At 35.2% G+C, this 26,795-nt stretch carries 19 protein-coding genes; 11 read left to right on the top strand and 8 right to left on the bottom strand.

All coding sequences use genetic code 11. The features are described 5' to 3' along the window. Positions 1 to 331: 331 nt before the first annotated feature. From ACNQF8_RS06005 to ACNQF8_RS05990, 4 genes are all read right to left on the bottom strand, one after another. Entirely contained in the window at positions 332 to 694 is a 363-nt protein-coding gene (locus tag ACNQF8_RS06005) for a hypothetical protein (RefSeq protein WP_417951177.1), read from the bottom strand. Between the two features lie 145 nt (positions 695 to 839). Further along, entirely contained in the window at positions 840 to 1,406 is a 567-nt protein-coding gene (locus tag ACNQF8_RS06000; protein ID WP_417951176.1) for an REP-associated tyrosine transposase, read from the bottom strand. Between the two features lie 120 nt (positions 1,407 to 1,526). Continuing rightward, positions 1,527 to 2,597, bottom strand: a complete 1,071-nt coding sequence (locus ACNQF8_RS05995; RefSeq protein WP_417951175.1) for a type I restriction endonuclease — start codon at positions 2,595 to 2,597, stop codon at positions 1,527 to 1,529. A 330-nt stretch (positions 2,598 to 2,927) separates the two neighbouring features. Beyond that, the gene (locus ACNQF8_RS05990) at positions 2,928 to 3,281 is read right to left on the bottom strand and encodes a hypothetical protein (protein ID WP_417953059.1); all 354 of its coding nucleotides are present in this window, start codon (positions 3,279 to 3,281) and stop codon (positions 2,928 to 2,930) included. Between the two features lie 245 nt (positions 3,282 to 3,526). On the opposite strand from ACNQF8_RS05990, the gene ACNQF8_RS05985 reads away from it, so the two are divergent. The 8 genes from ACNQF8_RS05985 to acs all read left to right on the top strand — a co-directional run bounded on the left by ACNQF8_RS05985 (position 3,527) and on the right by acs (position 14,452). Beyond that, entirely contained in the window at positions 3,527 to 3,946 is a 420-nt protein-coding gene (locus ACNQF8_RS05985; protein ID WP_315208593.1) for an IS1/IS1595 family N-terminal zinc-binding domain-containing protein, read from the top strand. A 102-nt stretch (positions 3,947 to 4,048) separates the two neighbouring features. Then, on the top strand, positions 4,049 to 5,428 hold the full coding sequence (locus tag ACNQF8_RS05980) for a porin (protein WP_417951173.1): 1,380 nt from the start codon (positions 4,049 to 4,051) through the stop codon (positions 5,426 to 5,428). Positions 5,429 to 5,452: 24 nt separating this feature from the next. Next, on the top strand, positions 5,453 to 6,988 hold the full coding sequence (locus tag ACNQF8_RS05975) for an MFS transporter (RefSeq protein WP_417953058.1): 1,536 nt from the start codon (positions 5,453 to 5,455) through the stop codon (positions 6,986 to 6,988). A gap of 11 nt (positions 6,989 to 6,999) precedes the next feature. After that, on the top strand, positions 7,000 to 7,224 hold the full coding sequence (locus tag ACNQF8_RS05970; RefSeq protein ID WP_417951171.1) for a DUF6814 family protein: 225 nt from the start codon (positions 7,000 to 7,002) through the stop codon (positions 7,222 to 7,224). A 318-nt stretch (positions 7,225 to 7,542) separates the two neighbouring features. Next, positions 7,543 to 10,248, top strand: a complete 2,706-nt coding sequence (locus ACNQF8_RS05965) for an ATP-binding protein (RefSeq protein ID WP_417951170.1) — start codon at positions 7,543 to 7,545, stop codon at positions 10,246 to 10,248. A 2-nt stretch (positions 10,249 to 10,250) separates the two neighbouring features. Then, positions 10,251 to 10,613 carry a response regulator transcription factor gene (locus ACNQF8_RS05960; RefSeq protein WP_315208579.1) on the top strand — a complete coding sequence of 121 codons (363 nt, stop codon included), beginning with the start codon at positions 10,251 to 10,253 and terminating at the stop codon, positions 10,611 to 10,613. Beyond that, positions 10,610 to 12,529, top strand: a complete 1,920-nt coding sequence (locus tag ACNQF8_RS05955; protein WP_417953098.1) for an acetate--CoA ligase — start codon at positions 10,610 to 10,612, stop codon at positions 12,527 to 12,529. The genes ACNQF8_RS05960 and ACNQF8_RS05955 overlap by 4 nt, the downstream gene beginning before the upstream one ends. Before the next feature lie 15 nt (positions 12,530 to 12,544). Further along, on the top strand, positions 12,545 to 14,452 hold the full coding sequence (acs, locus tag ACNQF8_RS05950) for an acetate--CoA ligase (RefSeq protein ID WP_417953057.1): 1,908 nt from the start codon (positions 12,545 to 12,547) through the stop codon (positions 14,450 to 14,452). 124 nt (positions 14,453 to 14,576) lie between these two features. Here the strand turns inward: acs and ACNQF8_RS05945 are convergent, their stop codons facing one another. Genes ACNQF8_RS05945 through ACNQF8_RS05930 form a run of 4 tightly spaced genes read right to left on the bottom strand, consistent with a single transcriptional unit; the run spans position 14,577 to position 23,162 of the window. Further along, positions 14,577 to 17,474: an alpha-amylase family glycosyl hydrolase gene (locus ACNQF8_RS05945; protein ID WP_417953056.1), complete on the bottom strand. Its 2,898-nt coding sequence runs from the start codon at positions 17,472 to 17,474 to the stop codon at positions 14,577 to 14,579. A 60-nt stretch (positions 17,475 to 17,534) separates the two neighbouring features. Then, on the bottom strand, positions 17,535 to 18,593 hold the full coding sequence (locus tag ACNQF8_RS05940) for a SusE domain-containing protein (RefSeq protein WP_417951165.1): 1,059 nt from the start codon (positions 18,591 to 18,593) through the stop codon (positions 17,535 to 17,537). Positions 18,594 to 18,615: 22 nt separating this feature from the next. Beyond that, positions 18,616 to 20,205, bottom strand: coding sequence for a RagB/SusD family nutrient uptake outer membrane protein (locus tag ACNQF8_RS05935; RefSeq protein ID WP_417953055.1), 1,590 nt, complete (start codon positions 20,203 to 20,205; stop codon positions 18,616 to 18,618). A gap of 17 nt (positions 20,206 to 20,222) precedes the next feature. Then, entirely contained in the window at positions 20,223 to 23,162 is a 2,940-nt protein-coding gene (locus ACNQF8_RS05930; RefSeq protein WP_417953054.1) for a SusC/RagA family TonB-linked outer membrane protein, read from the bottom strand. Between the two features lie 235 nt (positions 23,163 to 23,397). Here ACNQF8_RS05930 and ACNQF8_RS05925 point away from each other — a divergent pair, with 235 nt between their 5' ends. The 3 genes from ACNQF8_RS05925 (at position 23,398) to pgmB (ending at position 26,782) form a co-directional block, all read left to right on the top strand. After that, on the top strand, positions 23,398 to 24,420 hold the full coding sequence (locus ACNQF8_RS05925) for a LacI family DNA-binding transcriptional regulator (RefSeq protein WP_282731121.1): 1,023 nt from the start codon (positions 23,398 to 23,400) through the stop codon (positions 24,418 to 24,420). 189 nt (positions 24,421 to 24,609) lie between these two features. Next, positions 24,610 to 26,130 carry an MFS transporter gene (locus ACNQF8_RS05920; RefSeq protein ID WP_417951163.1) on the top strand — a complete coding sequence of 507 codons (1,521 nt, stop codon included), beginning with the start codon at positions 24,610 to 24,612 and terminating at the stop codon, positions 26,128 to 26,130. Continuing rightward, complete coding sequence (pgmB, locus tag ACNQF8_RS05915) at positions 26,123 to 26,782, top strand: beta-phosphoglucomutase (RefSeq protein ID WP_417953053.1); 660 nt, start codon at positions 26,123 to 26,125, stop codon at positions 26,780 to 26,782. The genes ACNQF8_RS05920 and pgmB overlap by 8 nt, the downstream gene beginning before the upstream one ends. Positions 26,783 to 26,795 lie beyond the last annotated feature (13 nt).

The raw sequence follows: 26,795 nt of genomic DNA, 5'->3' as shown, positions 1-26,795 counted from the left end.
AGTATAGCATTTAATGACAATAGATTCCACAGTAAGAGTGCAGTATTGAAATTGTGTTACAGTAAAACTACTAAAAAGATTTTAGAACCGCATTTACAATTTGGAGCAGAATGATTGCAGTTTTCAAGAACGAAACCTCCTGCTGTCCGCTGTATCTCGCAATCCCGTCCCGATGTTTCGGGATCGGGATTACGAGGATGCCGCTACCATCAGGGCTAGGAATCACGAACTATTTTCATAATGACATTTTCAATAGAAACCACACGAAAGGATTGACTTCGTCGAATTTCATTTCGTGCGGTAGCGGGGCGGTGTATGCCTGAAACATCTCTTAATTAAAAATTAAATATATTGTAACACAAGCAATAATTAGAAACAATAAAAGACATCCAATTTTGCGACTACTCTTTTCGAGACCCAATTCGTCAAGTAATTTTATTGCATTTTTTTCTTCAAGAAAGAAACCACGCCAAGCAATATCAGGTATCGATAACCACCAATTAATTCCACATTCAGAGCACTGATAAATACTATAACCAAATTTCGGATATACACCGTCATCTTTTATATACTTCAATTGTCCTTTACTTAATTTCTTTGTTAGCAATATGTCAAAGTCTTCAAACTCTTTTAGAGTTTCAAAATTTTTATATCCTTTATCAAAACAGTTATTACACATTTGGTTTCTTTTCAAATATTTGATTTCCCCGCTACCGCACGAAATGAAATTCGACGAAGTCAATCCTTTCGTGTGATTCGTAGTCATTAAATAGTAAACATTCTAAAAACAACTACATCCAAGAGCTACCGCACGAATCCTTTCGTGTGGTTCGTTGTCGTTAAACACCAAACATCCTAAAAACAACTACATCATCAATTAATCCTTTTTGACCTGAATAATCAATAGCACTACTGTAAGCGTAATCTTCTGCTTTATAAACTAAGCCTCCTTCTACAGGATTATTGTGTACATAGTCAATCTTTTGTTGAATAACTTTATTGCTCCACAACTCAATAGGTTGATTATCATGACGCCAAAATTGATAGTGTTTCACATTTGAACTTTTTTCAGCTTCTTTTTTAAAAAAATCCAACAAGAATTCTTTTCTACTCTCTCTTGGATTTTCTTGTATACTTTTTACAATTGATCGACTGGTAAACCGTTTTAAATCACCAATCAATAATTCAGGTTTCTGCTCTTTTATACTCCTAAAAACTAAATGCACATGATTGCTCATAATACACCAAGCATGAATTTCTAATCCTTTATTTTTTTGACAAAATGCCACACTTTCAAGAAATAAATCTTTGTACTCATTACGAGTAAATACATCTAACCAACCTACAACCGCAAAACTTATAAAGTTCAAACCCTCTGGATTATGAAATTTATAATTTCTACTCATAGTTACTGTTTTTAAGATTAATATAGAAAGTTTAGTTTTAATTTACACGAACCACACGAAAGGATTCGTGCGGTAGCGGGGCAACTAAACTCTAGCTGATAGCGGCAGCAGTTTCACGTTTTATTCGTAGTTTTTTATTGTTGCCAATAATTCAGCTTTATAATTATAAATTTCGTCAATAGAAGATATTTGTTTTTTCTCTCCATTATCTTTACCATTGTTGAAAAGTTCAATGTATTTATTTGATGAATTAAAATGCAAGCGACAAATAGGTTTTCTATTATTATCATCTAATAAAATACCAAAATACGATTGTGTATCTCTAAATGCAATTCTTGAAGCTGGCAAAATTTCTCTTAAAATTGCTTTAATTATTTGAGAACCTTCCATTTCTTCTTCCGTTGTTATGAATTTTGGAGCTTCGATATTATCGTCGATTGCTTTAATTTGTTCAGTTGCTTTTGAAGGAACTGTTTCAGTTATATTTAAAGCATTTTTCAATCTGAAGTTTATTGATTCATTTATTGAACTCGAAATTGCTTTCTTAGTGTATTCTTTAAATGTTGCTAGTCTTGGTGCTGTCAAAGGTTTATTGAAAAATCGATTCACTAAAAGTCTAACTATTTCGTCTGAAGGCTCTTGTACTTCTTTTTCAAATTCGTTTCTAATTGCTTTTATATATTTTAATCCTTCTGCGGAATCTAAAATTTCTTCAAGATTATAACCGTTTTTAGAGAAATTTTCTAAAATTTTTAAACTCGTATCTTTTAAGTTTGAAATATCCAAAGTGAAAAATGGTTTTTCATCCATTATATTTGGTTTCTCTAAATCTGCATAAAAATTATAAATATGTCCGTTTGTTAAAACACCAAAACGTGATTTTGAAACGTGATAATATCTATGAAGTTGAGAGTTATGTGCATCAACATTTTCTTTCCAATTTTTACATTCAATTATTAAAATTGGTTCTCCATCTCGTTTAATTACGTAATCTATTTTCTCTCCTTTTTTAGTTCCAATATCACAAACAAATTCAGGAATTACCTCTGTTGGATTAAAAATATCGTAACCAAGAATTTGAATAAAAGGCATTACAAAAGCATTTTTTGTTGCTTCTTCTGTATTTATTTGGTCTTTTAAGGAATCAACTCTTTGATGTAGTTGTTGCAATTTTAATTTTAAATCTTCCATTTATGTTGGTGTTTTTGTTTTGAATTTCTGACGGTTACAGCTAGCTTGCATATAGGTCTAACGTTATTAAACTTATAACCCTTAAATTGGGTAGATAGACCTGACTGGCGTCAATATTTACTCATTTAAAAATATATAACTTAATACCGTAAATACTGATAAAAACTAATTAAGCTTAATGTCTTTTCCAAAAATAACCCCTTCTTAACTATAAACTTTACGGGAAACCTCATTCACGTTCTTTTTTCCTCAAAATCCCAAGCCCCAGTAGCAGTGGAAACCGGGTTGTAACGAATAACGGGATTAGCTCCTAAAAAAATTTGTAGAAAATTAACCGCCAATAGCAATCATTCGGCGGTTATCTTGACTCAAGGGGGATTGTTCATCCTCGATAGTTGTCATTCCTGCGCGTACTTTCTTTTTGTTTTTAATGGCAAAAGCAATCAAGTTTTCTATCGCTTCGCCATTTTGGAAAGGCGTGAGTAGATCTGTTTCGGAGTTGGAGAACAGACAGTTTTTTATTTGCCGTTTGCTGTAAAGCGAATTCTGTTGCAATGCAAGAACAGCACTGATTTCAATAGTTGCACTTGCAACTGAAGTATATTTATTTTCGAAAGCAAGGGCACAGATAGTATTTGTGTCTGTTTTTGAAACCTCAAATTTCTGTTGTTCGTTATTGAGCATATTATAAACCAATCATTTCACATCACAACGTTATTACGACATCCAAAAGATACTATTGTAAACAAAACGATTTCAAAACACATTTAAGATTCTAAGCTTGGCTTTATTTCAAAAAGGATAAAATTTACCAAACACATACATTTTTTTTAATAAAAATGCACCTTTCATAAATTTAAAACGATTTTATTATACAATTCTCTTTTATATAGTTGCTAAATTACTATATTTATGCAAAATTTATATATATGGAACTTTTAACGTGTCCGAAATGCCAAAACAACCACATTATAAAAAGTGGCATAATTAACAGCAAACAAAGGTATTTATGTAAAAAATGTAATTATTTTTTTACGGTAAATAAAATAGGCAAAAAGATCGATGATTACTATGTAACCAAGGCATTGCAACTCTACCTTGAAGGGTTGAGTTTTCGTGAAATTGAGCGAATTATTGGGGTTTCCCACGTGACCGTAAGCAACTGGGTAAAGACCTTCAATATAAAAAAACCTTCTCACGCCAACTATCATCCTACCTATAAGATTTTTAGCCACTTAGAACTGGTAGAATATTTAAAAAACAAACAATTACTGTCCGGAGCAGGTATGATAATAACAGAACTTGGAGATAAGTTTATGCTTATAAAATGGGAAAGATTTAAAGATTAACTATATACATTTACACAGAAATATATCTAAATTTTTTTTCAGAATAAAATAATAGAATTTGGCACTTTATTAACCAACCATTTAATAACCAAACTTTTATTTATGAAAAAAATATTTTTTATAGCGGCAGTACTCTTATTGTCCCTAAAAGGTTTTTCACAAGGCTCCACAGATTATGGCAGCGGGATGAAATTCAATTTGAACGAAGATGGTTCAAAATTCATGCGTGTAATTGCATGGAACCAAATTTGGATGCGCTCTGCTCAAATGAATCCTGGAACCATGATAGGTGGCGAAGCAACTTCGACCGCAACAGACATTGGTAACCGACGTTTGCGCTTTCTCGCCTACGCACAAATATCAAAAAGATACATGATTGTAACCCATTTTGGGATTAATAACCAAACTTTCATCAATGGTGGAGCGGCAGGGACCTCTGGAACGGGTGGATATGGAGCCGGCAAAAAACCTGGTTTATTTTTCCATGATGCTTGGAACGAATATGCGGTTGTATTACCACAAAAAGAGAAAAAATTTAGCATGTCATTAGGTGCTGGATTGCATTATTACATGGGATTATCCCGCTTAACGATGGCTTCTACACTTAACTTCTTAACTATTGATGCGCCTATTTTTAACTGGCCATTAATTGAAAACTCAGATCAATTTGCGAGACAAGTGGGGTTATTTGCAAAAGGAAAATATGGTAAATTAGAGTACCGTTTGAGCTATAATAAACCATATGCTACAAACCTAGTTCCTACCAATGTAACGACTGCTGAAAATGCTGTAGCCGTTGATAATAGCGGAATGACAAAATGGTCAAAAGCTGGTTATTTTGAATATCAGTTTCTAGAGCAAGAAGCAAACGTACTGCCTTTTAAAGTGGGGAGTTATTTAGGAACCAAAAAAGTATTCAATGTAGGTGCTGGTTTTTACACCGCTCCTGACGCGACAAGATCATCTGTAAACGGAACTGTCAACAAGCATGATATCAAACTTTTTTCAGCTGATGTGTTCCTTGATTTACCAGTAGGAAAAAAAGAAAATAAAATGGCTTTAACGGGATATAGTGTACTGTATGATTATGATTTTGGACCTAATTATTTGCGTAATGTTGGTATCATGAATATTGGATCAGTAGATCCTAATTTCGCAGGAAGCAGAGCAATTGCAGGAGCTGGAAATGCACAACCTACAATAGGATCCGGAAACATATGGTACACACAAGCCGGAATATTATTGCCTAACAAAGAGGCGAAACCTAAAGTTCGTATTCAACCATTTGGAGCTGTTACTTATAAAAACTTTGATGCTTTAGAACAATCAAGCACTCAATTTGATGTAGGATCTAACTTTTTTATAGACGGCCATCATGCAAAAATAACAGCACAATATTCTACTAGACCTGTTTATACCGCTCCAACAACTCGTTCTGGATCATTGGGAGACTTCATAGTACAAATTCAAATCTATCTATAAACCAATTTTAAAAAATATAAATTTATGAGTACAAAATCAACAAAAGGAATTTGGAAAGTCATTTCCGCATCCTCAATGGGTACAATGATCGAATGGTATGATTTCTACATCTTTGGAAGTTTAGCCGTTGTTATTTCAACTAAATTTTTCCCTTCAGATAATCCTACAGCAGCTTTCTTGTCAACTTTGGCAACATTTGCAGCTGGATTCGTAGTTCGTCCTTTCGGAGCTCTTTTCTTTGGTAGATTAGGCGATTTAATTGGAAGAAAATACACGTTCATGGTTACGCTTTTATTAATGGGTGGGGCGACATTCCTGATAGGTTGTATCCCGAGTTATGAAACCATTGGATTCATGGCACCTTTATTAGTATTAATTCTTCGTTTGCTTCAAGGTCTTGCTTTGGGTGGTGAATATGGCGGAGCCGCAACATATGTGGCCGAGCATGCACCAGTAGGACAAAGAGGATATTGGACTTCTTGGATTCAGACTACCGCAACAGTTGGTTTGTTCATCTCTTTAATGGTAATTCTTGCTACAAGAAATATCTTAACACCAGAACAATTTGATGAATGGGGATGGAGAGTTCCGTTTTGGTTATCCATCGTTATGGTTGGAGTTTCGTATTTGATTCGTAAAAACATGGATGAATCACCTGTTTTCGCCAAAGCTAAAAGCGAAGGAAAAACAAGTACAAATCCTTTGAAAGAAAGTTTTGGAAATCGTTACAATATGAAATTTGTGTTATTGGCTTTATTTGGAGCTACAATGGGACAAGGTGTTGTTTGGTATACTGGTCAGTTTTATGCAATGAATTTCATGAAAACAGTAATGGCCATTGACTCCTCTCAAGTGGATACTTTATTAGGAATTGCTTTAATTATTGGAACCCCATTTTTCGTATTTTTCGGTTGGTTAAGTGATAAAGTAGGTAGAAAATACATTATGATGGGCGGAATGTTATTGGCCATTTTATTATACAGACCAATCTACAAACAAATGTACGAAACCACATCGGTGAAAAACAAAACCGAAATGGTCGAAAAAACTACGGTACTTGCTGAATTGAAAGAAAATAAAAAGCAAACCATGGATTCTATCTATACGACTAACAAAGAGTATGTGGATGGAACTACTTTTCAAGAAATAAAAACCGTACATTTAGAAAACGGAGCAGTAATAGTTGTGGATGGTAAACCAAAAGTGGATACCAAAACCACTATTAAAATTAACTCTAGTGACAATTGGGCTTTGATATTTCTAGTATTTGTACAAGTAATATTTGTAACGATGGTTTATGGACCTATTGCAGCATTCTTGGTTGAAATGTTCCCGGTAAAAATTAGATACACATCAATGTCATTGCCATATCACGTAGGAAATGGAATTTTTGGAGGGTTACTTCCTGCTATTTCAACCTATTTTGTGACCAATGCAAAAGACTTAGGCCATCCGGAGTTTTACTTGGAAGGACTTTGGTATCCAATTGTTATTGCTGCTATCAGCTTTGTAGTTGGAATGGTTTACATTAAAAATAAAGACAAAAACGCTCACGTATAAAAAACACAGCTATGAATCAAATAAAAAGAGTTTTAGGATTAGTTTGGATTGCTTGTGCTGCTGCTGCAGCGTATTTTTGCATCTTCACTTTTGGATTGCCAAAATTTATGTCAGGAAAACAAGAGGATCTAGTATTCGGGATTATCATCCTTTTTATACTTACACCATTAATCGTTTTAGGATTAGGAACCTTTGGGTATTTTTCCTTAATGGGTGATTATGATGAAAAAAAATAATTAAATTGCCACAATAGACAGTCTCTGCATGTAATTGCAGAGATTGTTTATTTTTTTTAAACATAAAGATTCAACAACAGAATCTTTAAAAAGCGAAAGCAATACCGCTGAAAAGCAAACTGCATCTTCTTATGAAAAAGAGACATGAACAAAAGTTGGTTATACTTTCAATGCTAATGTTATTAGCTTTGAACGTACCACTCTTGCTGTTATTTGACAGTTCAAAACCACTTTTTGGATTCCCAATCATCTACATTTATATCTTCTCGGCTTGGCTGTTTTCAATCGCCATATCGTACCTAATCATAAAAAGATATTATGAATAGCATTGGACTCTTATTAATATTGGTGCTTTATTTGTCGATTCTTTTTTACATTGCCTATTGGTCCGAAAAAAGAAGCCATTCTAAATGGACAAATAATCCATACATTTATTCCTTTTCATTAGCCGTATATTGTACAGCCTGGACCTATTACGGAAGTATCGGTGTTGCTGCAGAATCTGGTTTGAGTTATTTACCCATTTATTTAGGCCCCATATTAATTATCCCAACGTGGATGATTATTCTTAAGAAAATTATCCGAATTTCGAGAGTAAATAAAATTTCCAGCATTGCAGATTTTATTTCTTTACGATACGGAAACAGTAGATTTCTGGGAGCATTAGTTACCATAGTTTGTATTTCTGGAATTTTACCCTACATTTCCTTACAACTTAAATCGATATCAGATACCTTTCATATTGTTACAAAAACACAAGCAAGTTCAAATATTTTTACTGATACTACAACCTACGTATGTCTTGCTCTAGCCCTTTTTGCATCTTACTATGGAACTAAATATGTTGATGCATCTGAGAAAAGACGCGGAATAGTAACTGCCGTAGCCATGGAATCTATCCTTAAGTTAGTTTTCTTTTTGATTGTGGGGATTTATGTTACCTATTTTGTTTTTGACGGTTTTGATGATATTTATCAAAAAGCGGCTGTCCTCAAGGATTTTGACAAAAAAAATACGATTGGTGGCATTACAAACGGAATCAACTGGTTCTTCCTTTGTATTCTATCCATGTTTGCTATTTTCCTTTTGCCAAGACAATTCCACACGGCGATTGTCGAGAACAATAAAGAAAGCCACATTCGAACTGCCATTTGGCTTTTTCCATTGTACCTGCTACTTTTCAACCTTTTTGTTTTTCCAATAGCTTGGGGCGGCAACATTCTTTTTGAAGGCAAAGGACATAATTCTGATACGTATTCCTTATTGATTCCACAGTTTTTTGACAATAATGTATTGACAGTGATGGTTTTTCTGGGTGGATTTTCTGCAGCGATTTCAATGATTATCGTTTCGTCTATATCTCTAGCCACTATGTTAAGTAACAACTTCTTGATTCCGTATGGCTTTATAGGTTCCTTAGAAAATTCGTCGCAAGAAAAAAACAACAAACGCATCGTAAACAGTCGTAAAATCGGAATTTTTTCTCTAATTATTTTGGCCTATGCCATCTACAGATTATTTATTCTAGACTATTCACTGGTTTCAATAGGCTTAGTAGCATTTGTAGTCATTGCCCAATTAGGGCCCTCCTTTTTTGGCGCTATCTTTTGGCGACGAGGCTCAAAAAATGGTGCTATCACAGGAATCATTTTCGGATTTGCTGTTTGCTTTTATACCTTACTAATTCCGTATGCAACCGGAATGACTAATTCAGTCAGTCTTTTTGTTACCGAAGGACCATGGGGCATTTCCCTCTTAAAGCCATTTCAACTTTTTGGATTGGATTATTTAGAGCCTATTCCGCATGCTGTTTTTTGGAGCTTATTGATTAACATCATGAGTTATGCTGCAGTATCGGTGAGTTTCAAAGGAAATTACAGAGAACGTAATTATGCCGAAATGTTTGTGGATATTGACAAATACATCACCAATCACGAAAACGCTTTTGTGTGGAAAGGAACTGCTTACATCTCGGATATTCAAAAAGTGTTGCAGCGCTTTCTTGGCGAAGACCGAACAAAACGAGCTTTGACTATTTTCAATTTAAAATACAACATCGATAAAAATATTACGACTGCCGATGCCCGATTTATAAAGTTTGCCGAGAATTTATTGACAGGACATATTGGTACGGCTTCCGCCAAAATATTAATATCGAGCGTAGTCAAAGAAGACAAAATCAGCTTGCCCGAAGTATTGCGAATTTTGGAGGAATCCAAAGAAAACATCATCATCAACAAGAAGTTGACGGACACTTCGAATGAATTAAAAAAAATATCAGAACAACTCAAAAATGCGAATCAAGAACTCGTCAATAAAGACATCCAAAAAGATGAATTTCTAGACACTGTTACCCATGAATTGAGAACACCAATAACCGCCATTCGTGCAGCGAGCGAAATTCTTCATGATGATGACGACATTCCGGAGAAGTTGAGAAAGCAGTTTTTGCAAAACATCATATCGGAGTCCGATCGTTTGAATCGTTTAATTGATAAAATTCTGGATTTAGAAAAATTTGAAACTGGAAAACAAAAAATTTATTTGTCTAAAAATAACATTACAAAAACCATTAAAAACACCTTAGAATCCTTAAATCAATTAATTAAAAACAAAAAAATAAGCATTGAATTTGATGATTCGAACAAGGTAATAAGAGCTTTTTATGACGAAGAACGAATTGTTCAGGTGATTCATAATTTGTTGTCGAATGCCATAAAATTTTGTTCAGAAACAAATGGAAAAATAGCTATTTCGATACTTGAAAATGAAACCAATATAGAAGTAAAAATTCACAATAATGGTAAAATCATTAAAGAAGAAGATGCTGAAGCAATTTTTGATAAATTCTATCAATCCAGAAACCAGAATATCAAGAAACCAGTAGGAAGCGGATTAGGATTAGCCATTTGCAAACAAATTATAGAACACCATAAAGGAAGCATTTGGAGTGAAAACAATGTAACTGACGGAGCCACTTTCATCTTTACATTACCCAATTATAATACAACAGAAAATAGTTAAAAATGAAGAAGATTTTAATTGTAGATGACGAGCCAAATATTGTAATGGCTCTGGAATATACTTTCAAAAAGAACAATTTTGAAGTTTTTATAGCACGCGACGGCCAAGAGGCTTTAGATATTTTAGAAGTACAACTTCCAGATGTGATTATTCTGGATGTGATGATGCCCATGGTTGATGGTTTTGCCACATTGGAACAAATAAAAAAAGACGAACGATTGCGGCATTGCAAAGTCATTTTCCTTTCAGCAAAAAACAAAGAAAAACACATTGAAAAAGGACTTTCATTAGGTGCAAATTTATATGTGGTCAAGCCTTTTTCAGTCAAAAAATTAGTAGAACAAGTACAGGATTTAATTCAATAAAGAACAAATTCAACACCATGAAATACGAAGAAATTTATACCCGAAGCATCGACCAACCAGAAGCATTTTGGGCAGCACAGGCCGATGAAATTGAATGGTACAACAAACCGGAAACGATTTTGTCGAAAGATGAAAATGGATATCCGCTTTGGTACAAAGATGGCGAATTGAACATTTGTTATCTCGCATTAGACAAACATATTCAAGACGGATATGGCGATCAAACCGCCTTTATTTATGATTCTCCAGTAACACAAACTATAAAAAAATACACCTACTCAGAGGTAAAAACCGAAGTGGCAAAACTCGCAGGAGGTATGCAGTCGCTAGGATTGAAAAAGGGAGATACTGCCATAATTTACATGCCAATGATTCCTCAAACTGCTTTTGCGATGTTGGCTTGCGCGAGAATTGGAGTGATTCATTCGGTTGTTTTTGGAGGTTTTGCGCCACATGAATTGGCCATCAGAATCGATGATTGCAAACCACGAGCAATCATAACAGCATCATCCGGGATTGAAATAGACCGATTAATTGCTTACAAACCTTTGGTCGACGAGGCCATTGAACTTGCTTCGCACCGACCAAAAAAAGTAATCGTTTTTAATAGAAAATTAGGCGCTAGAATTCCGTTTAAGAAGTATGATGTGGATTACGATGCATTAGTTTACGGGTCCGAAGAAACCCCTTGTGTTCCTTTGAACTCCAATCATCCACTGTATATTTTATACACCTCCGGCACTACGGGAAAACCGAAAGGAATTGTAAGAGATACCGGTGGTTATGCCGTCGCATTGAAATTTTCGATGAAATACATTTATAATGTAAAAGAAGATGAGACTTTTTGGGCAGCATCAGATATGGGTTGGGCAGTTGGGCACAGCTACATTCTTTACGGGCCGCTATTAAACCGAAATACAACCATAATTTTTGAAGGAAAACCCATAAAAACTCCTGATGCAAGTACGTTTTGGAGAATAATTTCGGAGCATAAAGTGGGTACCATGTTTACCGCTCCAACCGCCATCAGAGCCATCAAAAAAGAAGATCCTGACGGAGAATTCATCAAACAATATGATTTGAGCGCTCTTAAAAACCAATTTTTAGCGGGAGAACGTTGTGACAATGCCACATTAGAATGGTACCAACAACACATTCCTATTCCTGTAATTGACCATTGGTGGCAAACAGAATCCGGCTGGCCAATGATTGCCAATTCTCTTGGTATTGAAAAAATGCCGGTGAAATCTGGTTCTGCCACAAAAGCAGTTTGTGGGTATGACATTCGGATTTTTAATGAAAACGGCGACGAACTAAAAGCCAATGAAGAAGGTTTGGTAGTTGTAAAACTGCCATTACCCCCGGGAAATATGTTGGGTATTTGGGAAAACGAAGCACGTTTCAAAGCTGGATATTTCAGCAAATTTGACGGCTATTATTTGTCTGGCGATGGAGGCTATAAAGATGAAGAGGGTTATATTTTCATCACCGGAAGAACGGATGACGTGATAAATGTTGCGGGACATCGATTGTCAACGGCTGAAATGGAAGAAGTTGTTGCTTCCCATCATTCCGTGGCTGAATGCGCTGTTATTGGAATTCAAGATGAGCTGAAAGGACAAATTCCTTTGGCTTTGGTGGTAACCAAATCAGGAGATGACATCGAACATTATCAATTGGAACAAGAAATAATTAAACTGGTTCGACACCAAATTGGGGCAGTTGCTTCATTGAGAAATGTAGTGATTGTACAGAGATTACCAAAAACGCGCTCGGGGAAAATCCTGCGAAAACTGATGCGCAGCATTACCGATGGCGAGGAATTCCAGATTCCATCCACCATTGATGACGAATCCATTGTCGAAGAAATCGTTACCACATTAAAAAAGTATAAAATAGGCGTTTATAATTTATAAAATTTATCAATAATCATGAGTTACTATAAAATTAACAATTTAGAAGAATACTTCAAACATTACAAAAAATCAGTTCGTGAACCCAAAAAATTCTGGGACAAAGTCGCGTCTGAAAATTTTACTTGGTACCAAGAATGGGATAAAGTAGTCGATTTTAATATGGCTGAAGCCGATATAAAATGGTTTACCAATGCAAAAGTAAACATTGTAAAAAACTGTATCGACAGGCATCTTGCCAAAAAAGGAGATAAAACAGCTATCATTTTTGAACCAAATGATCCAAATGAAGAAGCTTTGCATATTTCGTATAATGAGTTGTACGAACGTGTTTGCAAAATGGCAAATGTCTTAAAAGAACAAGGCATACAAAAAGGAGATCGTGTTTGTATTTACTTGCCAATGATTCCTGAATTAGCGATTACCACTTTGGCATGTGCCAGAATTGGAGCCATTCACTCGGTTGTTTTTGCAGGATTTTCCGCTTCGGCAGTTGCAGCAAGAATCAACGACAGCGAATGCAAAATGGTAATCACTTCAGATGGTGGTTATCGCGGGAACAAAACGATTGATTTAAAAAGTATTGTTGATGAAGCCTTATTGAATTGTCCTTGTGTGGAGAATGTTTTTGTGGCTAAAAGAATCAACTCAACTATCAACATGAAAGAAGGTCGTGACCAATGGTTGCAACCACTTTTAGACCAAGCTTCTGATAATAATGTAGCTGAAATCATGGATGCAGAAGATCCTTTGTTCATCCTTTATACTTCCGGTTCTACCGGAAAACCAAAAGGAATGGTACACACTACAGCGGGTTATATGGTGTATTCCGCCTATACCTTTAAGAACGTTTTTAATTATGAAGACAATGATATTTTCTGGTGTACCGCTGATATTGGCTGGATTACCGGACATTCTTATATTCTTTACGGGCCGTTATTGAACGGAGCTACTACGGTAATTTTCGAAGGTGTTCCATCCTATCCAGATTTCAGTCGTTTTTGGCAAACCATCGAAAAGCATAAAGTTACTCAGTTTTACACGGCACCAACAGCCATTAGAGCTTTGGCAAAAGAAAGCATCGAATACGTGCAACGCTACCAATTAACTTCTTTGAAAGTGATTGGATCAGTGGGAGAACCCATCAATGAGGAAGCTTGGCACTGGTACAACAACCACGTAGGAGACAAGAAATGTCCAGTCGTGGACACTTGGTGGCAAACGGAAACCGGAGGAATTATGATTTCGCCAATTGCATTTGTAACGCCAACAAAACCTACTTATGCTTCATTACCATTACCGGGAATCCAACCTGTTTTGATGGACGAAAAGCGCAATGAAATCGAAGGCAATCAGGTTACTGGAAGTTTATGTATTAAATTCCCTTGGCCCGGAATTGCAAGAACCATTTGGGGCGATCACCAGCGTTATAAAGACACGTATTTTTCTACCTTTCCAGGTAAATATTTCACTGGAGACGGCGCTTTGCGTGACGAAGTTGGGTATTACAGAATCACGGGTCGCGTAGATGATGTGGTTATTGTTTCCGGACATAATCTGGGAACTGCTCCTATTGAAGATGCCATCAACGAGCATCCTGCAGTTGCCGAAAGTGCTATTGTTGGCTTCCCACATGACATCAAAGGAAATGCCTTGTATGGTTTTGTAATTCTTAAAGAAACGGGGGAATATCGCGATAGAGAAAACCTGAGTAAAGAAATCAACCAACACATATCTGACCATATTGGACCCATTGCAAAATTGGACAAAATCCAGTTTGTTTCCGGTTTACCAAAAACCCGTTCTGGAAAAATCATGCGTAGGATTCTGCGTAAGATTGCCGAGGGAGATTATTCAAATTTTGGTGACATCTCAACATTATTGAATCCTGAAATTGTGGATGAAATCAAAGATGGTAAAATATAGTTTTTTTTAGTTGTAGTAATTTGTTGAAAACTGTTCCATTTATGGAGCAGTTTTTTTTATACAAAAAAGGCTGTCTTGGTAGAGACAGCCTTTCAAACATTTAAAACAAAACAAACAAACCGTATTATTCCTTAATAAACTTCAATACCTGAACTCCATTATTCTCATTATACGCTTTTACTATATAAAACCCTTGATTCAAATCACTAATTATATATTGATGTCCTTCTGATTGATTTGCATCAAACGTTTTTACCAATTGTCCTGTTATAGAAAAAATTTGAACTTTAGAAGTTGTAGCATTTAAAGTAAAATAACTGGAAGCCGGATTTGGATACAACGCAATCGTTGGTAATTTTTCGTAATCAGTTATTGCCAAAGAAGCCGTTTTGTTTCCATAGATTCGGTATTCACCTGGCGGAATTGTTATCGGGTCATTTACATTAGTCACCGTAATTGTTGTATTATCCATCAAATTATACCACTGTCCCGTGTAAGGAAATCCAGTTGCTACATTTTGCGTGGTTACATTAAAATTAGCCAAGATCAAAACATCTTTAAGTTGGCTTGACGCCAAAGCACTATTGGTAATTTTGATATTTGGATACAACGAACTGGTATTCGACATAGTTGCAGTTCCTGAAAAAACAGGCTCTACCGTTTTCATCGTAATCATTTTGGACCAATCGTTATAAATTTTACTTCTATTGGTATCTCCAAGCCAATTATTAACCCATTGCGGTTGCTGTTTTGTATCTAATTTACAATCCCCAGATATTGCATCGGACGACGTGTTTACCGTTCCATTGTTACACGCAAAAATAGAATTTTCCCAACCTAATTCCCCAAAGTGCCAAATCATCTTTGGTCCTGGAACCAATAAAGAGACAGCTCCAATTGCTGACATTCTAGACAAAGCTACATTTAGTGTTTTTACATTATGGGCTGCATTGGCACTATTCCCGAATTGTAAATTTTTATACATTAGTCGTTCTTCATCATGACTTTCGGCATAACCAATCAATCTATTTGTGGTAAAGCCTCTGCTCGTACTATTCATGCGAGAAATATTTCCAGAATATCCCATAGACAATTCATTGTATTGACTGGTCATTATTCCCCACATCATAATTCCCTTACTAATTCCATCAGACTCACCTGTAATTCTGTAATTCGCCCAAAGTTGCTCTTCATCATCATTCCCTAAGTGTTCAAAAATAGTATAATGTGTTGGGTCTAAACTCCAAGAATAATCAGCATATTTTCGCAATACATCCACTCGATCTTGTTGTTTAACACCAGTGCAAGCTTCTTGACCACCAGTAACATTAGCAGGACAATTTTGAGTAAATCCTTTGGTTAAATCCCAACGAAATCCGTCAATTTTATATTCTTCTACCCATTGTTTAATGACACGCTGCACATAGTTTTGTGTTCTTGGCTGTTGATGATTAAAATCTTCCCCAACATTATAACTGTGCATTGCTGTTGAGTTAAAATATGGATTTTCTGTAGAAGGAGAACCCCAACCATCTCCGTCTGCATCGTTCATCCACATGCGCACCATTGGATTTCTTCCAAAAGCATGATTCAGTGCGATATCAAGAATAACGGCAATTCCGTTTTGATGGCATAAATCCACAAACTCTTTTAACTTATCAGAAGTACCGTAGAATTTATCCAAAGCCATGTGAAAAGAGGTATTGTATCCCCAACTTTCATTGCCTTCATATTCCATCACAGGCATCAACTCAATAGCATTTACTTTCAAATTTTTGAAATAATCGATTTTATTAATCAAGTCTTGATAGCTCCTATTGGCATCAAAATCACGAACCAACAATTCATAAACAACCAGTTTTTCTTTTTCTGGTTTAATAAAATTTGTGGTGGCGCTACTCCAAGCATAAGCTGTTTTCCCAGTTTGCAATACCGTTACTTCTCTGTCTTGACCTACTGGATAAACCGGAAGATTTGGATAATTAGTAGCCGGAATAAAAGGATCATCATAAGGAGACAAAACAAGAGTCGAATATGGATCAGCAGTTTTCACTAATGAAGGCGTTCCTGCAATAGGTGTTGCATCAACTACCCAATACTGATAGGTGTAATTTGTACCTGAAACCAATCCGGTTAATTCTAACCAAAATTTTCCCGTAGCAGGATCTTTTTTCATCGCATAAGTAGCTGTAGGCTGCCAACTATTGAAACTTCCTGCTACGTAAACAAAATCTTTGAATGGCGCATCCAAAACTAAAGTTGCTTTTGTAGCATCGGCAGTATTGTAATTTATTCCATCTTGTAAACCAGCAGGCATTGCCTCACTAACCACATTTGGATTCACTATAGCACTGAACTTTTTAGTAATTACAGTGGTTCCTTGGGTTACGAGCAATTCATAATTTTGATTTCCTGTAATGTTCGTATGATTAAACGAGTAACTGGAAGTGGCAGCATTTGTGTTTAAAGTTGTACCGTTTGCTTTCAATACATAACTGGCATTTCCACCGGTATTAGTAGCTGCTATATTCAAACTTCCACCTGAAGAAATAATTGTAGAACCATTTTCTGCGGGTGAATTTAATGTAACTTGGTACGCACCAACTTCGATATAATTATCTTGAGATTTTTTATCACCGGTTCCATCTTTTGCTTTTACCAAGAACCCTATTCTGCCAATTCCGTTTCTATTGTAAAAGGTATTTGGAGTAAATGTAATTCTATAGATATCTGCACCTGCAGTGTAGGTTAATTTATTAGCTTCATTTGATGATGTCCATGAACCATTTGTCGGACAATCTAAACTGTTAGCATCATTCGTATCATAAGACCAAGCCCACAGATACAAAGAATGATCAGAAATTCCCCAAGCCGCTTCATCTACAGAACTTCCGCTAATAGTTATGGTAATCGATGTGGTTTCTTCAAAAGGATTAGGGCTAATCGTATTTGCCACCGTTTGTTGTTGAGCCGAAGCCAATATTGACAAGAATAGCGATACTAAAAGTATAATTTTTTTCATAGCTTTTGGTTTTATAAAAAAAGGGCTATCCATAAGATAGCCCTTTAAAATTAAAAAATACTAATTCTTTGTAAGCGTGTATTTGTAATTTCTAGGTGAACTTAAATCTAAAGTTATAGTGTAAGTTCCAGCAGAAGTAACTTTGATGTTATCTCCGCCATATTCCATTGTACCATTTGCTCCCGTATCACCAAGATTTAAATCCCAAGAATTGTTAGCTCTGAATTTCATTTCTTTTTGAGAAAGTACAGCAGTAACAGTCCACAATTTTGTCGTTTTATTGTAAGTCATAGGAGTACTAGCATCCCATCCTCCAGGAGTTGCATCACCAATGATTCCCCAAGCTGTTGCAGTAGCTTTGTAAGTTAACTTTTCAGTATCAGCAACAATTAGGTAATAACCTGCAGCTGGAATTTTAAGATTAGCTCCTGTAAGGGCCAATGTTCCAGGAGTAGCTCCTGCAGCATATTCTCCTTTCCACTCCGGGAAACTTGTAAATTTATATTCTGCGTTAGCATCATTAAAATTAACGTAACCTTCGAAATCTACTTTACCATAAGCAGAAGCGGAAAGCTGCGGAGATGTAGCAGGATCCCAATCATTAGGATATCCAGAAGCTTTAGCATAACCACCAGGAACCCATAATTTAGGATTTTCAGTAGTATAAGGAGTAACAACAATTCCAATTACATTAGAATACATTGCAGCCATTGCACCAACGGTTGCTTTAACTCTAACTTCAAATTCACCTGGAGCAAAAGGAGTACTTTTTAATGCTAATGCAGCACCATTCATAACTTCAACTGAAACTGACGCTTGGTTTTCAGATTTTCTAGTTGCTAATTCTTTTGGTGTTTTAAAAGCATTTCCTTTTTTGTCGATTTCAACAGTGTAAACAACCTCTACACTACCACCAAAGTTAGCAGATTTCCATGTAAAACGCTCTGCTTGTGCAGTGGCATTTACAGGTGATAGAACATAAGCAGCACCTGAAGTTGGAGCTGTTAATATTGGGGAATCAACCCCTTCAATAACTGGTCTGTCTTGAACATCTTCTACGCTACAAGACAAAGCAACTACTGCAAATAAAGCAATTATTGATTTAGTTATATTTTTCATTTTTATTGTTTTTTAAAATTAATTAGTATCCAGAGTTTTGTTGTAATTTACTATTTGATGATAATGCCGTTGCAGGAATTGGGAATAAATCTCTGTAAGATTGTGTTGGAGATCCTCCAGCAACATTTCCTTTCCAAGGCCATAAATAACTACCTCCAGAAAATTTACCAAAACGAACTAAATCCGTTCTTCTGTGTCCTTCCCAGTGTAATTCTCTTGCTCTTTCATCAAGAATAAAATCTAAGTTTAAATCTCCTTGATTTACTGCAGCACCTTTCGCTCTTGTTCTTAAAGCATTTACGTAAGTAGTTGCTGTTGCCAAGCTTCCACCTGCGCCTCTTACAGCACATTCCGCATACATTAAATAAGCGTCAGCTAAACGGAAAATAGGAAAATCAGAGTCTGAGAAGTTACCCGCTTTATCTGAACCTTGTTTACCATTCACATCAACATTTCTAAATTTTTGAACTGCATATCCATCTGTGAAATTACCAATGTTTTTAATTTCTTTGGTTTGACCATCAGTGTAGAATTGTCCACGTGTATCTGTAGTGTTTGCAGCAAATTTATCAACAAAAGCAGAAGTCGTTCTAATACCTCCCCAACCACCATTGATACCAAATGAAGCTGCATTCATGCTACCTCCAACTGGAGCGTGCGTTAAGAAAGTAGTTCCACCATACGTTTGTGTATGAAGACCGTCAAAAGCTATTGCAAAAATAAATTCGTTTTGAGAACCATTTTTATCATTATCTGCAAAAAACAATTGATTGTAATTTGTGTGCAATTTGTAGCTTGAACCCGTAATTTTTGTAAGTAATGAAACAGCGTCAGCATAATGATCAGTACCTGTGTATACTTTTGCATTCATGTACAATTTAGCTTGCAACATCCAAGCAGCAGCTTGATCCACACGATAAGCTTCATTAGATTTTGGAGCTTTCATTAATGGAGTAATTGCTGTTAACTCCTCGTCAACAAATTTGTATAACTCAGCTCTTGTAGCATATTCTGGGTAAAAGAAAGTGCTTGGAGAATCTTCAGTTACTAAAGAACCGCCACCAAAAGTGTCAATTAAATGCCAGTACGTCATTGCTCTTAAGAAACGCGCTTCAGCTCTGTAAGTAGCAATTTCTGCTTTCAAAGTAGCATCTACTCCTCTTGCAGCTAATTTCTCATCTGTAGTTTGACGTAAAAACTCATTACAGTTTACAATTTGAAAAGAGTAACGTGCAAAAACAGCCGTTAAAAAACGATCCAAAGATGTCCACGTTTGAGAGTGTAGGTCTTTTATAGTTCCATCATTCCAAGCAATTACTGCTTCATCAGTAGTTAATTCCTGTAACAACCAATATCCTCTAATGTATTGGCTTTCTCCTTCATCTATTCCGGAAATATCTGGAGAACCAGCCGCAGTTTGCCCTGAGGTAGCAAATCCTGCATATAATTTGGCTAGATTTTGCTTATAAGATTCCGGCGTACTAAAAAATTCATCTCCCGGAATTAAGTTTGTACTTTCAGGAGCTTGGTTCAAATCATCTGTACATGATGGGAACAACATCACCAACAGTAACAAAGAAATACCCAATAATTTTATTTGTGTCTTTTTCATTTTTCTTGTTATTTGTATTAGAAATTAACGTTTAAACCTAACGTGAAAGTAATTGGTCTTGGATACAAATTACCATCTATACCTCCAGAAATTTCCGGATCTAATCCGCTGTAATTAGTGATCAACAAAACATTTTGAGCCGCTAATGTTAATTTAACTAATGAATTAGAATTTGGCTTTTGATTAAAAGTATATCCTACGCTAACATTATCCAATCTAACAAAAGCTGCATCCTGAATATAATAATCAGATTCGAATCTTTTAGTATCATTTGAAGTAAATCCTGTTTCTAATAAATTAGCAACACCATTTGATAAATCCGTCTCTCTTATTAATACATTATTATAAGAGCCCTTGCTAGAATCAACATTATTGTAATTAAAATTACCCCAAGATCCTCTCCAACTCATTCCAAAATCAAAGTTTTTGTAGGTTACGCTTGTATTAAAACCGTAAAAAACATCAGCAGCTGGTTTATGGAAACGGTATTTATCTTGTTCCGTAATGATTCCATCTTCGTTTCTGTCAATATAAATTCCATCAAGTGGTTTCCCATCAACTCCGTATGCCTGCTCATACACATAAAACGAACTTGGAGCGTAACCTACTTGATGATTTTGAATTGTATTTCCAGTAGCACCTTCGTATCCTCCTACATTAAGACCCGGTGTATTAGGTTGAGTAGTTGTTAATTTTGTGATTTTAGAATCTTGAAAAGTAACGTTTCCGCCAATTCTCCATTCTAAATCATCAGTACGAACTGGAATAACTTCACCTGAAAGTTCAATTCCTTTATTATCTATAGTTCCTACGTTATAATTGTCATAATTAGAGAATCCAAAGAAAGAAGGATTTTGAGTGTATAACAATAAATCCTTAGTTGTTCTTTTATATAAATCTACAGTACCAACAATTCTATTATTAAACAATCCATAATCAAGACCGGCATTAATAGTGGTTGTTTGTTCCCATTTCAAATTGCTGTTGTATGGCTGTGGTCTGTAAGTCGTATAAAATGTATTTCCGAACTGATATTGAGCAGCGGTATTGGATGCTTGATATAGAGGAATAGAAGGATAAGTTACCCCAATGTTCTGTTGTCCTGTGATACCCCAACCCCCTCTAAGTTTTAAACTAGAAATACTAGCAACATCTTTCAAGAAACTTTCTTCATTTAATTTCCAAGCTACAGCAACTGCAGGAAAATTTGCCCAACGGTTAGATTCTGTAAATCTAGATGTACCATCGCGTCTGTAAGACAAAGTCAATAAGTATTTATCAGCAATAGTGATGTTAGTTCTAGCGAAAAAGGATTGCAAATTTACACGAGATGGGGAACTTGGATCTGCAGTCGTATTATTACTTTGAAAAACAAAATTTGAAGAAGAATACAATTCTCTAAAATCTTGATATGAATACCCACCAGTAACATCAAACTGAGTATCAATAGATTCTACTTTTTTATTAAAATTTAAGAACAAATCCATTAATTTATTGAATCTTGACTGATCTTTAACTGAAGTATTATTAAATCCTGATCCATCAAGAGCATTACGAAAATCAGCTGCAGTTACTTCATTATATTTCCCGCTTAGTTGATCGTAACCAAAATTAGCTACCGCTTTTAATTCCGGTAAGAAGTGCATTTTATATTCCGTTTGTATATTACCTATACTTCTATAAGCAGTTCCAGTTTTACTAATTTGATCAATCATTGAAACTGGATTAACTCCTGCTAATTGGTTTAATTTTCCATCAGCAGTATACCATTGAAAATAAGTTCCGTCTACATTTCTTATAGCTTGTGTTGGGTCAAAACGAATTGCAGCTCCAATAGCATCACGATTACTATAATTACTATTGATAATAGAGGTATTATTATTTAATTCAATTTTCAAATGGTTATCTAAGAAATTCCCTGTAACATTTGCTCCAAGAGTGGTTCTCTCCATATTATCTTTTTTCAAGATACCATTCAAATTAGCATAACCTACAGAGGCTCTATACACTACGTTATCAGTTCCACCGCTTAAAGCAATATTATGATCCGTACCAACAGCTGTTCTATAAATTTCATTCTGCCAATCTGTATTCGCAGCACCAACAAGTTTTTGCTGAGCCACAGTACCGTTAGCCGTAATAAAATCTCTAAATTGAGCAGAACTTAAAGCATCTACTTTTTTAGTGATTTCAGAGACTTGTAAATTAGAATTATAATTGATTTGCAAGTCACCTTTTTTTCCTTTTTTGGTAGTAATAATAATTACCCCGTTTGAAGCACGAGAACCATAAATTGCAGTTGCCGAAGCGTCTTTCAATACTGAAATAGATTCAATGTTATTTTGATTGATTGTAGACAATGGATTTCTACTTCCTTCTACTCCACCAGCCGCGACTGGCACGCCATCAATTACATACAATGGATCGTTGTTAGCAGATAAAGAAGACCCACTTCTAATTCTAATTGTAGCACCCTCACCTGGAGAACCTCCACCATTAATAATTTGCAAACCAGCAACCTTACCTTGAATCATCTGATCCGCAGAAGTTACAGGTCCTTTATTAAAATCTTTAGTTGTCAAAACTGTAACAGCTCCTGTAGCATCTTTTTTCTTAACCGTACCGTAACCTACTTGGATTACAACTTCTTTTAATTGATTCGCATCTTCTTCTAAAGAAACGTTCAATGATTTTTGGGCAACATAATCCACAACAGTATTTTTATATCCTATATAAGAAAATACGATTTTATCGCCTTTCTTAACGCTAGATAACTGATATTTACCATCAAAATCAGTAGAAACACCATTTGCGGCACCTTGTACATTTACATTTACCCCTGGAATTGGCTGTCCTGAGACTTTATCAAGAACAGTTCCGCCAACAGTATTCTGAGCCAGAATACTAAAAGGGAGTAGCAGTAATAAAATTAACAACTTTTTATAAATTGTTTTCATACTTTTTGTTTAAATTAATTTAATTTTTTGTTGAGTTTTCAACCTTAACTATTACTTCGAATGTTAAATTTATGTAAATTTTGTCACGTCCGACAAGGCCCCATTTTATTTGACTTACGAAAACGTAATAGTGTTGAAAACTTTCTGATTTACATAAATTTTTATCAGTTTAATTACCATTTATAAAATTTAATTTTATCTTTATTAAGAAATAATTTTTTACCACATCTTCAACATGAAAAGGAAAATAACGCTTAAACAAATTGCAAAAGAATTAGATGTGTCCATTTCTACCGTTTCAAAATCCTTGAGAAACAGCCTCGAAATAGGCGAAGAAACCAGACTAAAAGTGCAGGCATTTGCTAAATTTTACCACTACAAGCCAAACAACATAGCACTTAGTTTAAAAAACAGAAAAACCAAAACCATCGGAATTATTATTCCCGAAATAGTCCACCACTTTTTTTCAACAGTCATTAACGGAATCGAACAGGTTGCAAATGAAAATGGATATAGCGTTATCATCTGTCTGTCAGACGATTCATTTGACAAAGAAGTACTTAATATGGAAATGCTTGCCAATGGCAGCATTGACGGCTTCATCATGTCACTTTCAAAAGAAACCCAATTCAGAGGTGATTTTCATCATATCACAGAAGTAATCAATCAAGGAATGCCCGTTGTAATGTTTGACAGAGTTACCAATGATATCCTTTGTGACAAAGTAATCATAGACGATAAATATGCAGCTTATGAAGCAGTTCAAAGTTTAATTGATAAAGGAAGAAAAAAAATTGCCCTAGTTACCACTGTTGATTATGTAAGCGTAGGAAAACTAAGGACTGATGGGTACACGAAAGCACTTCTTGATAACGGAATCCCTTTTAATGAAAACCTAATCATCAAAATTGAAGACATCGACACCTGCGAAATAACCATTGGAAAACTATTGGAAGACAAAGCTATTGATGCTGTTTTTGCAGTAAATGAACTTTTTGCAGTTACCATAATCAAAACAGCTAATAAAATAGGACTGAATGTCCCTAATGACTTAGCGGTTATTGCCTTTACAGATGGTATAATTTCCAAATATTCTACACCTACTATTACTACTGTAAGTCAGAGTGGAATAAAAATGGGAAATAAAGCCGCAAAAATGCTAATTGAAAGACTCGAATCTGAAGAAGATGAAGAGGACGAAAACTATAAAACTGAAGTAATTGAAACCCATTTGATAGAAAGAGAATCAACTAATTAATTTTTATTTGTTAGTTTATTCATTACTACAACCTTGTAGTTGAAAATGTTTCCTTTTATTTCTTTCTGAAAAACAAAAGTTTGAAATATATTTTTATATTTACCCGTTCAAAGCTTCAACTTTTACTTCGAAAATAAGATAAGTTTTGATAAGCATAGCGCTTATCGTATTAATTTTTAAATTACGATAATGGAAAAGCGTAAATTAAGTTTCTGGCAAATTTGGAACATGAGTTTCGGTTTTCTAGGAATACAATTTGGTTTTGCACTGCAAAACGCAAACACTTCAAGAATTTTTGAAACATTAGGTGCAAAAGTTGATGAAATCCCTATTTTATGGATTGCTGCTCCTGTAACAGGTTTAGTTATCCAACCCATAATTGGTTATTTTAGCGATAGAACTTGGACAAGATTAGGCCGACGCAGACCTTATTTTCTGATAGGTGCCATCTTATCATCGATAGCCTTATTTATAATGCCCAATTCTCCTTCGTTGTGGATTGCCGCAGGAACATTATGGATGATGGATGCCTCGATCAACATTTCAATGGAACCTTTCCGTGCCTTTGTAGGGGATAATTTACCCGAAAAACAGCGTACTTTAGGTTTTGCTATGCAAAGTTTTTTCATTGGATTGGGTGCTGTTGTTGGCTCCTTACTTCCTTACATTTTCACAAATGTTTTTGGCGTAAGCAATACCGCAGCTGAAGGAATCATCCCAGACTCTGTAAAATGGTCCTTCTATATAGGAGGAGTTGTTTTTCTATTGGCTGTGTTGTGGACTGTTTTTAAATCTACTGAATATTCTCCCGCAGAATTAGAAGCTTTTGAACAAAAAGATAAAGATATTAAAGAAGTAGCTCCAATTGAAACTGAGTTTGAGACTAAAGCGAATATCAAAAGACAATTCAATTTAGGACTTATAATGACCCTGTTAGGAAGTATTATTTCTTTTTTTATTTACGAAAACGGACTTACTAAAGAACTCTATATTTTATTTGTAGGCTTAATTGTGATTGGAATTTTATTCATGATAACCTCCAGACTTAGAGTTGTCCAAATAAAAAATGGTTTCACAATCATCATGACCGATTTATTGAACATGCCCACTACAATGAAAAAATTGGCTTGGGTTCAATTCTTTTCTTGGTTTGCACTTTTCTCTATGTGGATTTACACGACACAAGCAGTTACACAGCATATTTTTGGAACAACAGATACAACTTCAAAAGTGTATAATGATGCTGCTGACTGGGTATCCGTACTTTTCACGGTTTATAACGGAGTAGCCGCTGCAGTTGCTTTTCTATTGCCTGTAATAGCAAAAAAAGTAGGTGTTCGATCCACACATTTATTGGCATTGTGCTCTGGTGGTATAGGATTACTTTCTATTTATTTTATTGGAGACAAATATTTATTATTAATTCCAATGTTAGGAGTTGGTATCGCATGGGCAAGTATTTTATCAATGCCTTACGCAATGTTATCAGGTGTTTTACCCGCTGCAAAAATGGGTTATTACATGGGAGTTTTCAACTTTTTTGTAGTTATTCCTCAAATTGTTGCCGCAACAATCTTAGGTTTTATTGTCAAACAATTTTTCCAAAACGAACCTATTTACGCATTATTAATTGGCGGAGTATCGATGATATTTGCCGGTTTACTAACCCTTAGAGTAAACAACAGAACAAAAATTGAAATTCATGAATAATAGAAAAGCATTCATATTTGACTTGGACGGAGTAATTGTTGACACAGCAAAGTACCATTATTTAGCGTGGCAAAAAATCGCAAACGAACTAAATATTGAATTCACACTGGAACATAATGAATTATTAAAAGGAGTCAGCCGCGTGCGCTCTTTAGATATTATATTAGAATTAGGAAAAGTGGAAGCTTCACAAGAAGATAAAGACCGATGGTTAGTTCAAAAAAATGAGGATTATTTATCCTATTTAGTTGACATGGACGAAAGCGAAATTCTTCCCGGAGTTTTTCCAGTTTTAAAATTTCTAAAAGAAAAAAATCAACCGATAGCATTGGGTTCTGCGAGTAAAAATGCGAGACCCATTCTAGAGAAAACAGGAATATTATCTTATTTTGATGCTATCGTAGATGGAAATGATGTTACCAATGCTAAACCTGATCCTGAAGTTTTCCTTATTGCAGCTAAATTATTAGACACAAAACCGGAAGATGCCTTTGTTTTTGAAGATTCAGTGGCAGGAGTTCAAGCAGCTAATATTGGAAACATGACCAGTATAGGAATTGGGGAATCTGGTATTTTGCATGAAGCAAAATACATTTTTAAAGATTTTACAGCAATAGACACCAACTTCATAGAAGATTTAATAAACAGATAGAATAAAAAATAAG

The sequence above is a fragment of the Flavobacterium labens genome, assembly GCF_048286755.1.
Classification (GTDB): Bacteria; Bacteroidota; Bacteroidia; order Flavobacteriales; family Flavobacteriaceae; genus Flavobacterium.
Note: the sequence above shows the minus strand (reverse complement) of the source record. Positions and strands in the feature narration are given on the sequence as shown.

Excerpts from the sequence above, each read along its gene's own strand:
- ACNQF8_RS05990 (WP_417953059.1), bottom strand. The coding sequence starts at position 3,281 with ATGCTCAATAACGAACAACAGAAATTTGAGGTTTCAAAAACAGACACA.
- ACNQF8_RS05975 (WP_417953058.1), top strand. The coding sequence starts at position 5,453 with ATGAGTACAAAATCAACAAAAGGAATTTGGAAAGTCATTTCCGCATCC.
- ACNQF8_RS05945 (WP_417953056.1), bottom strand. The coding sequence starts at position 17,474 with ATGAAAAAAATTATACTTTTAGTATCGCTATTCTTGTCAATATTGGCT.
- ACNQF8_RS05980 (WP_417951173.1), top strand. The coding sequence starts at position 4,049 with ATGAAAAAAATATTTTTTATAGCGGCAGTACTCTTATTGTCCCTAAAA.
- acs (WP_417953057.1), top strand. The coding sequence starts at position 12,545 with ATGAGTTACTATAAAATTAACAATTTAGAAGAATACTTCAAACATTAC.
- ACNQF8_RS06000 (WP_417951176.1), bottom strand. The coding sequence starts at position 1,406 with ATGAGTAGAAATTATAAATTTCATAATCCAGAGGGTTTGAACTTTATA.
- ACNQF8_RS05935 (WP_417953055.1), bottom strand. The coding sequence starts at position 20,205 with ATGAAAAAGACACAAATAAAATTATTGGGTATTTCTTTGTTACTGTTG.
- pgmB (WP_417953053.1), top strand. The coding sequence starts at position 26,123 with ATGAATAATAGAAAAGCATTCATATTTGACTTGGACGGAGTAATTGTT.
- ACNQF8_RS05995 (WP_417951175.1), bottom strand. The coding sequence starts at position 2,597 with ATGGAAGATTTAAAATTAAAATTGCAACAACTACATCAAAGAGTTGAT.
- ACNQF8_RS05985 (WP_315208593.1), top strand. The coding sequence starts at position 3,527 with ATGGAACTTTTAACGTGTCCGAAATGCCAAAACAACCACATTATAAAA.
- ACNQF8_RS05965 (WP_417951170.1), top strand. The coding sequence starts at position 7,543 with ATGAATAGCATTGGACTCTTATTAATATTGGTGCTTTATTTGTCGATT.
- ACNQF8_RS05920 (WP_417951163.1), top strand. The coding sequence starts at position 24,610 with ATGGAAAAGCGTAAATTAAGTTTCTGGCAAATTTGGAACATGAGTTTC.
- ACNQF8_RS05960 (WP_315208579.1), top strand. The coding sequence starts at position 10,251 with ATGAAGAAGATTTTAATTGTAGATGACGAGCCAAATATTGTAATGGCT.
- ACNQF8_RS05970 (WP_417951171.1), top strand. The coding sequence starts at position 7,000 with ATGAATCAAATAAAAAGAGTTTTAGGATTAGTTTGGATTGCTTGTGCT.
- ACNQF8_RS05930 (WP_417953054.1), bottom strand. The coding sequence starts at position 23,162 with ATGAAAACAATTTATAAAAAGTTGTTAATTTTATTACTGCTACTCCCT.
- ACNQF8_RS05940 (WP_417951165.1), bottom strand. The coding sequence starts at position 18,593 with ATGAAAAATATAACTAAATCAATAATTGCTTTATTTGCAGTAGTTGCT.
- ACNQF8_RS05925 (WP_282731121.1), top strand. The coding sequence starts at position 23,398 with ATGAAAAGGAAAATAACGCTTAAACAAATTGCAAAAGAATTAGATGTG.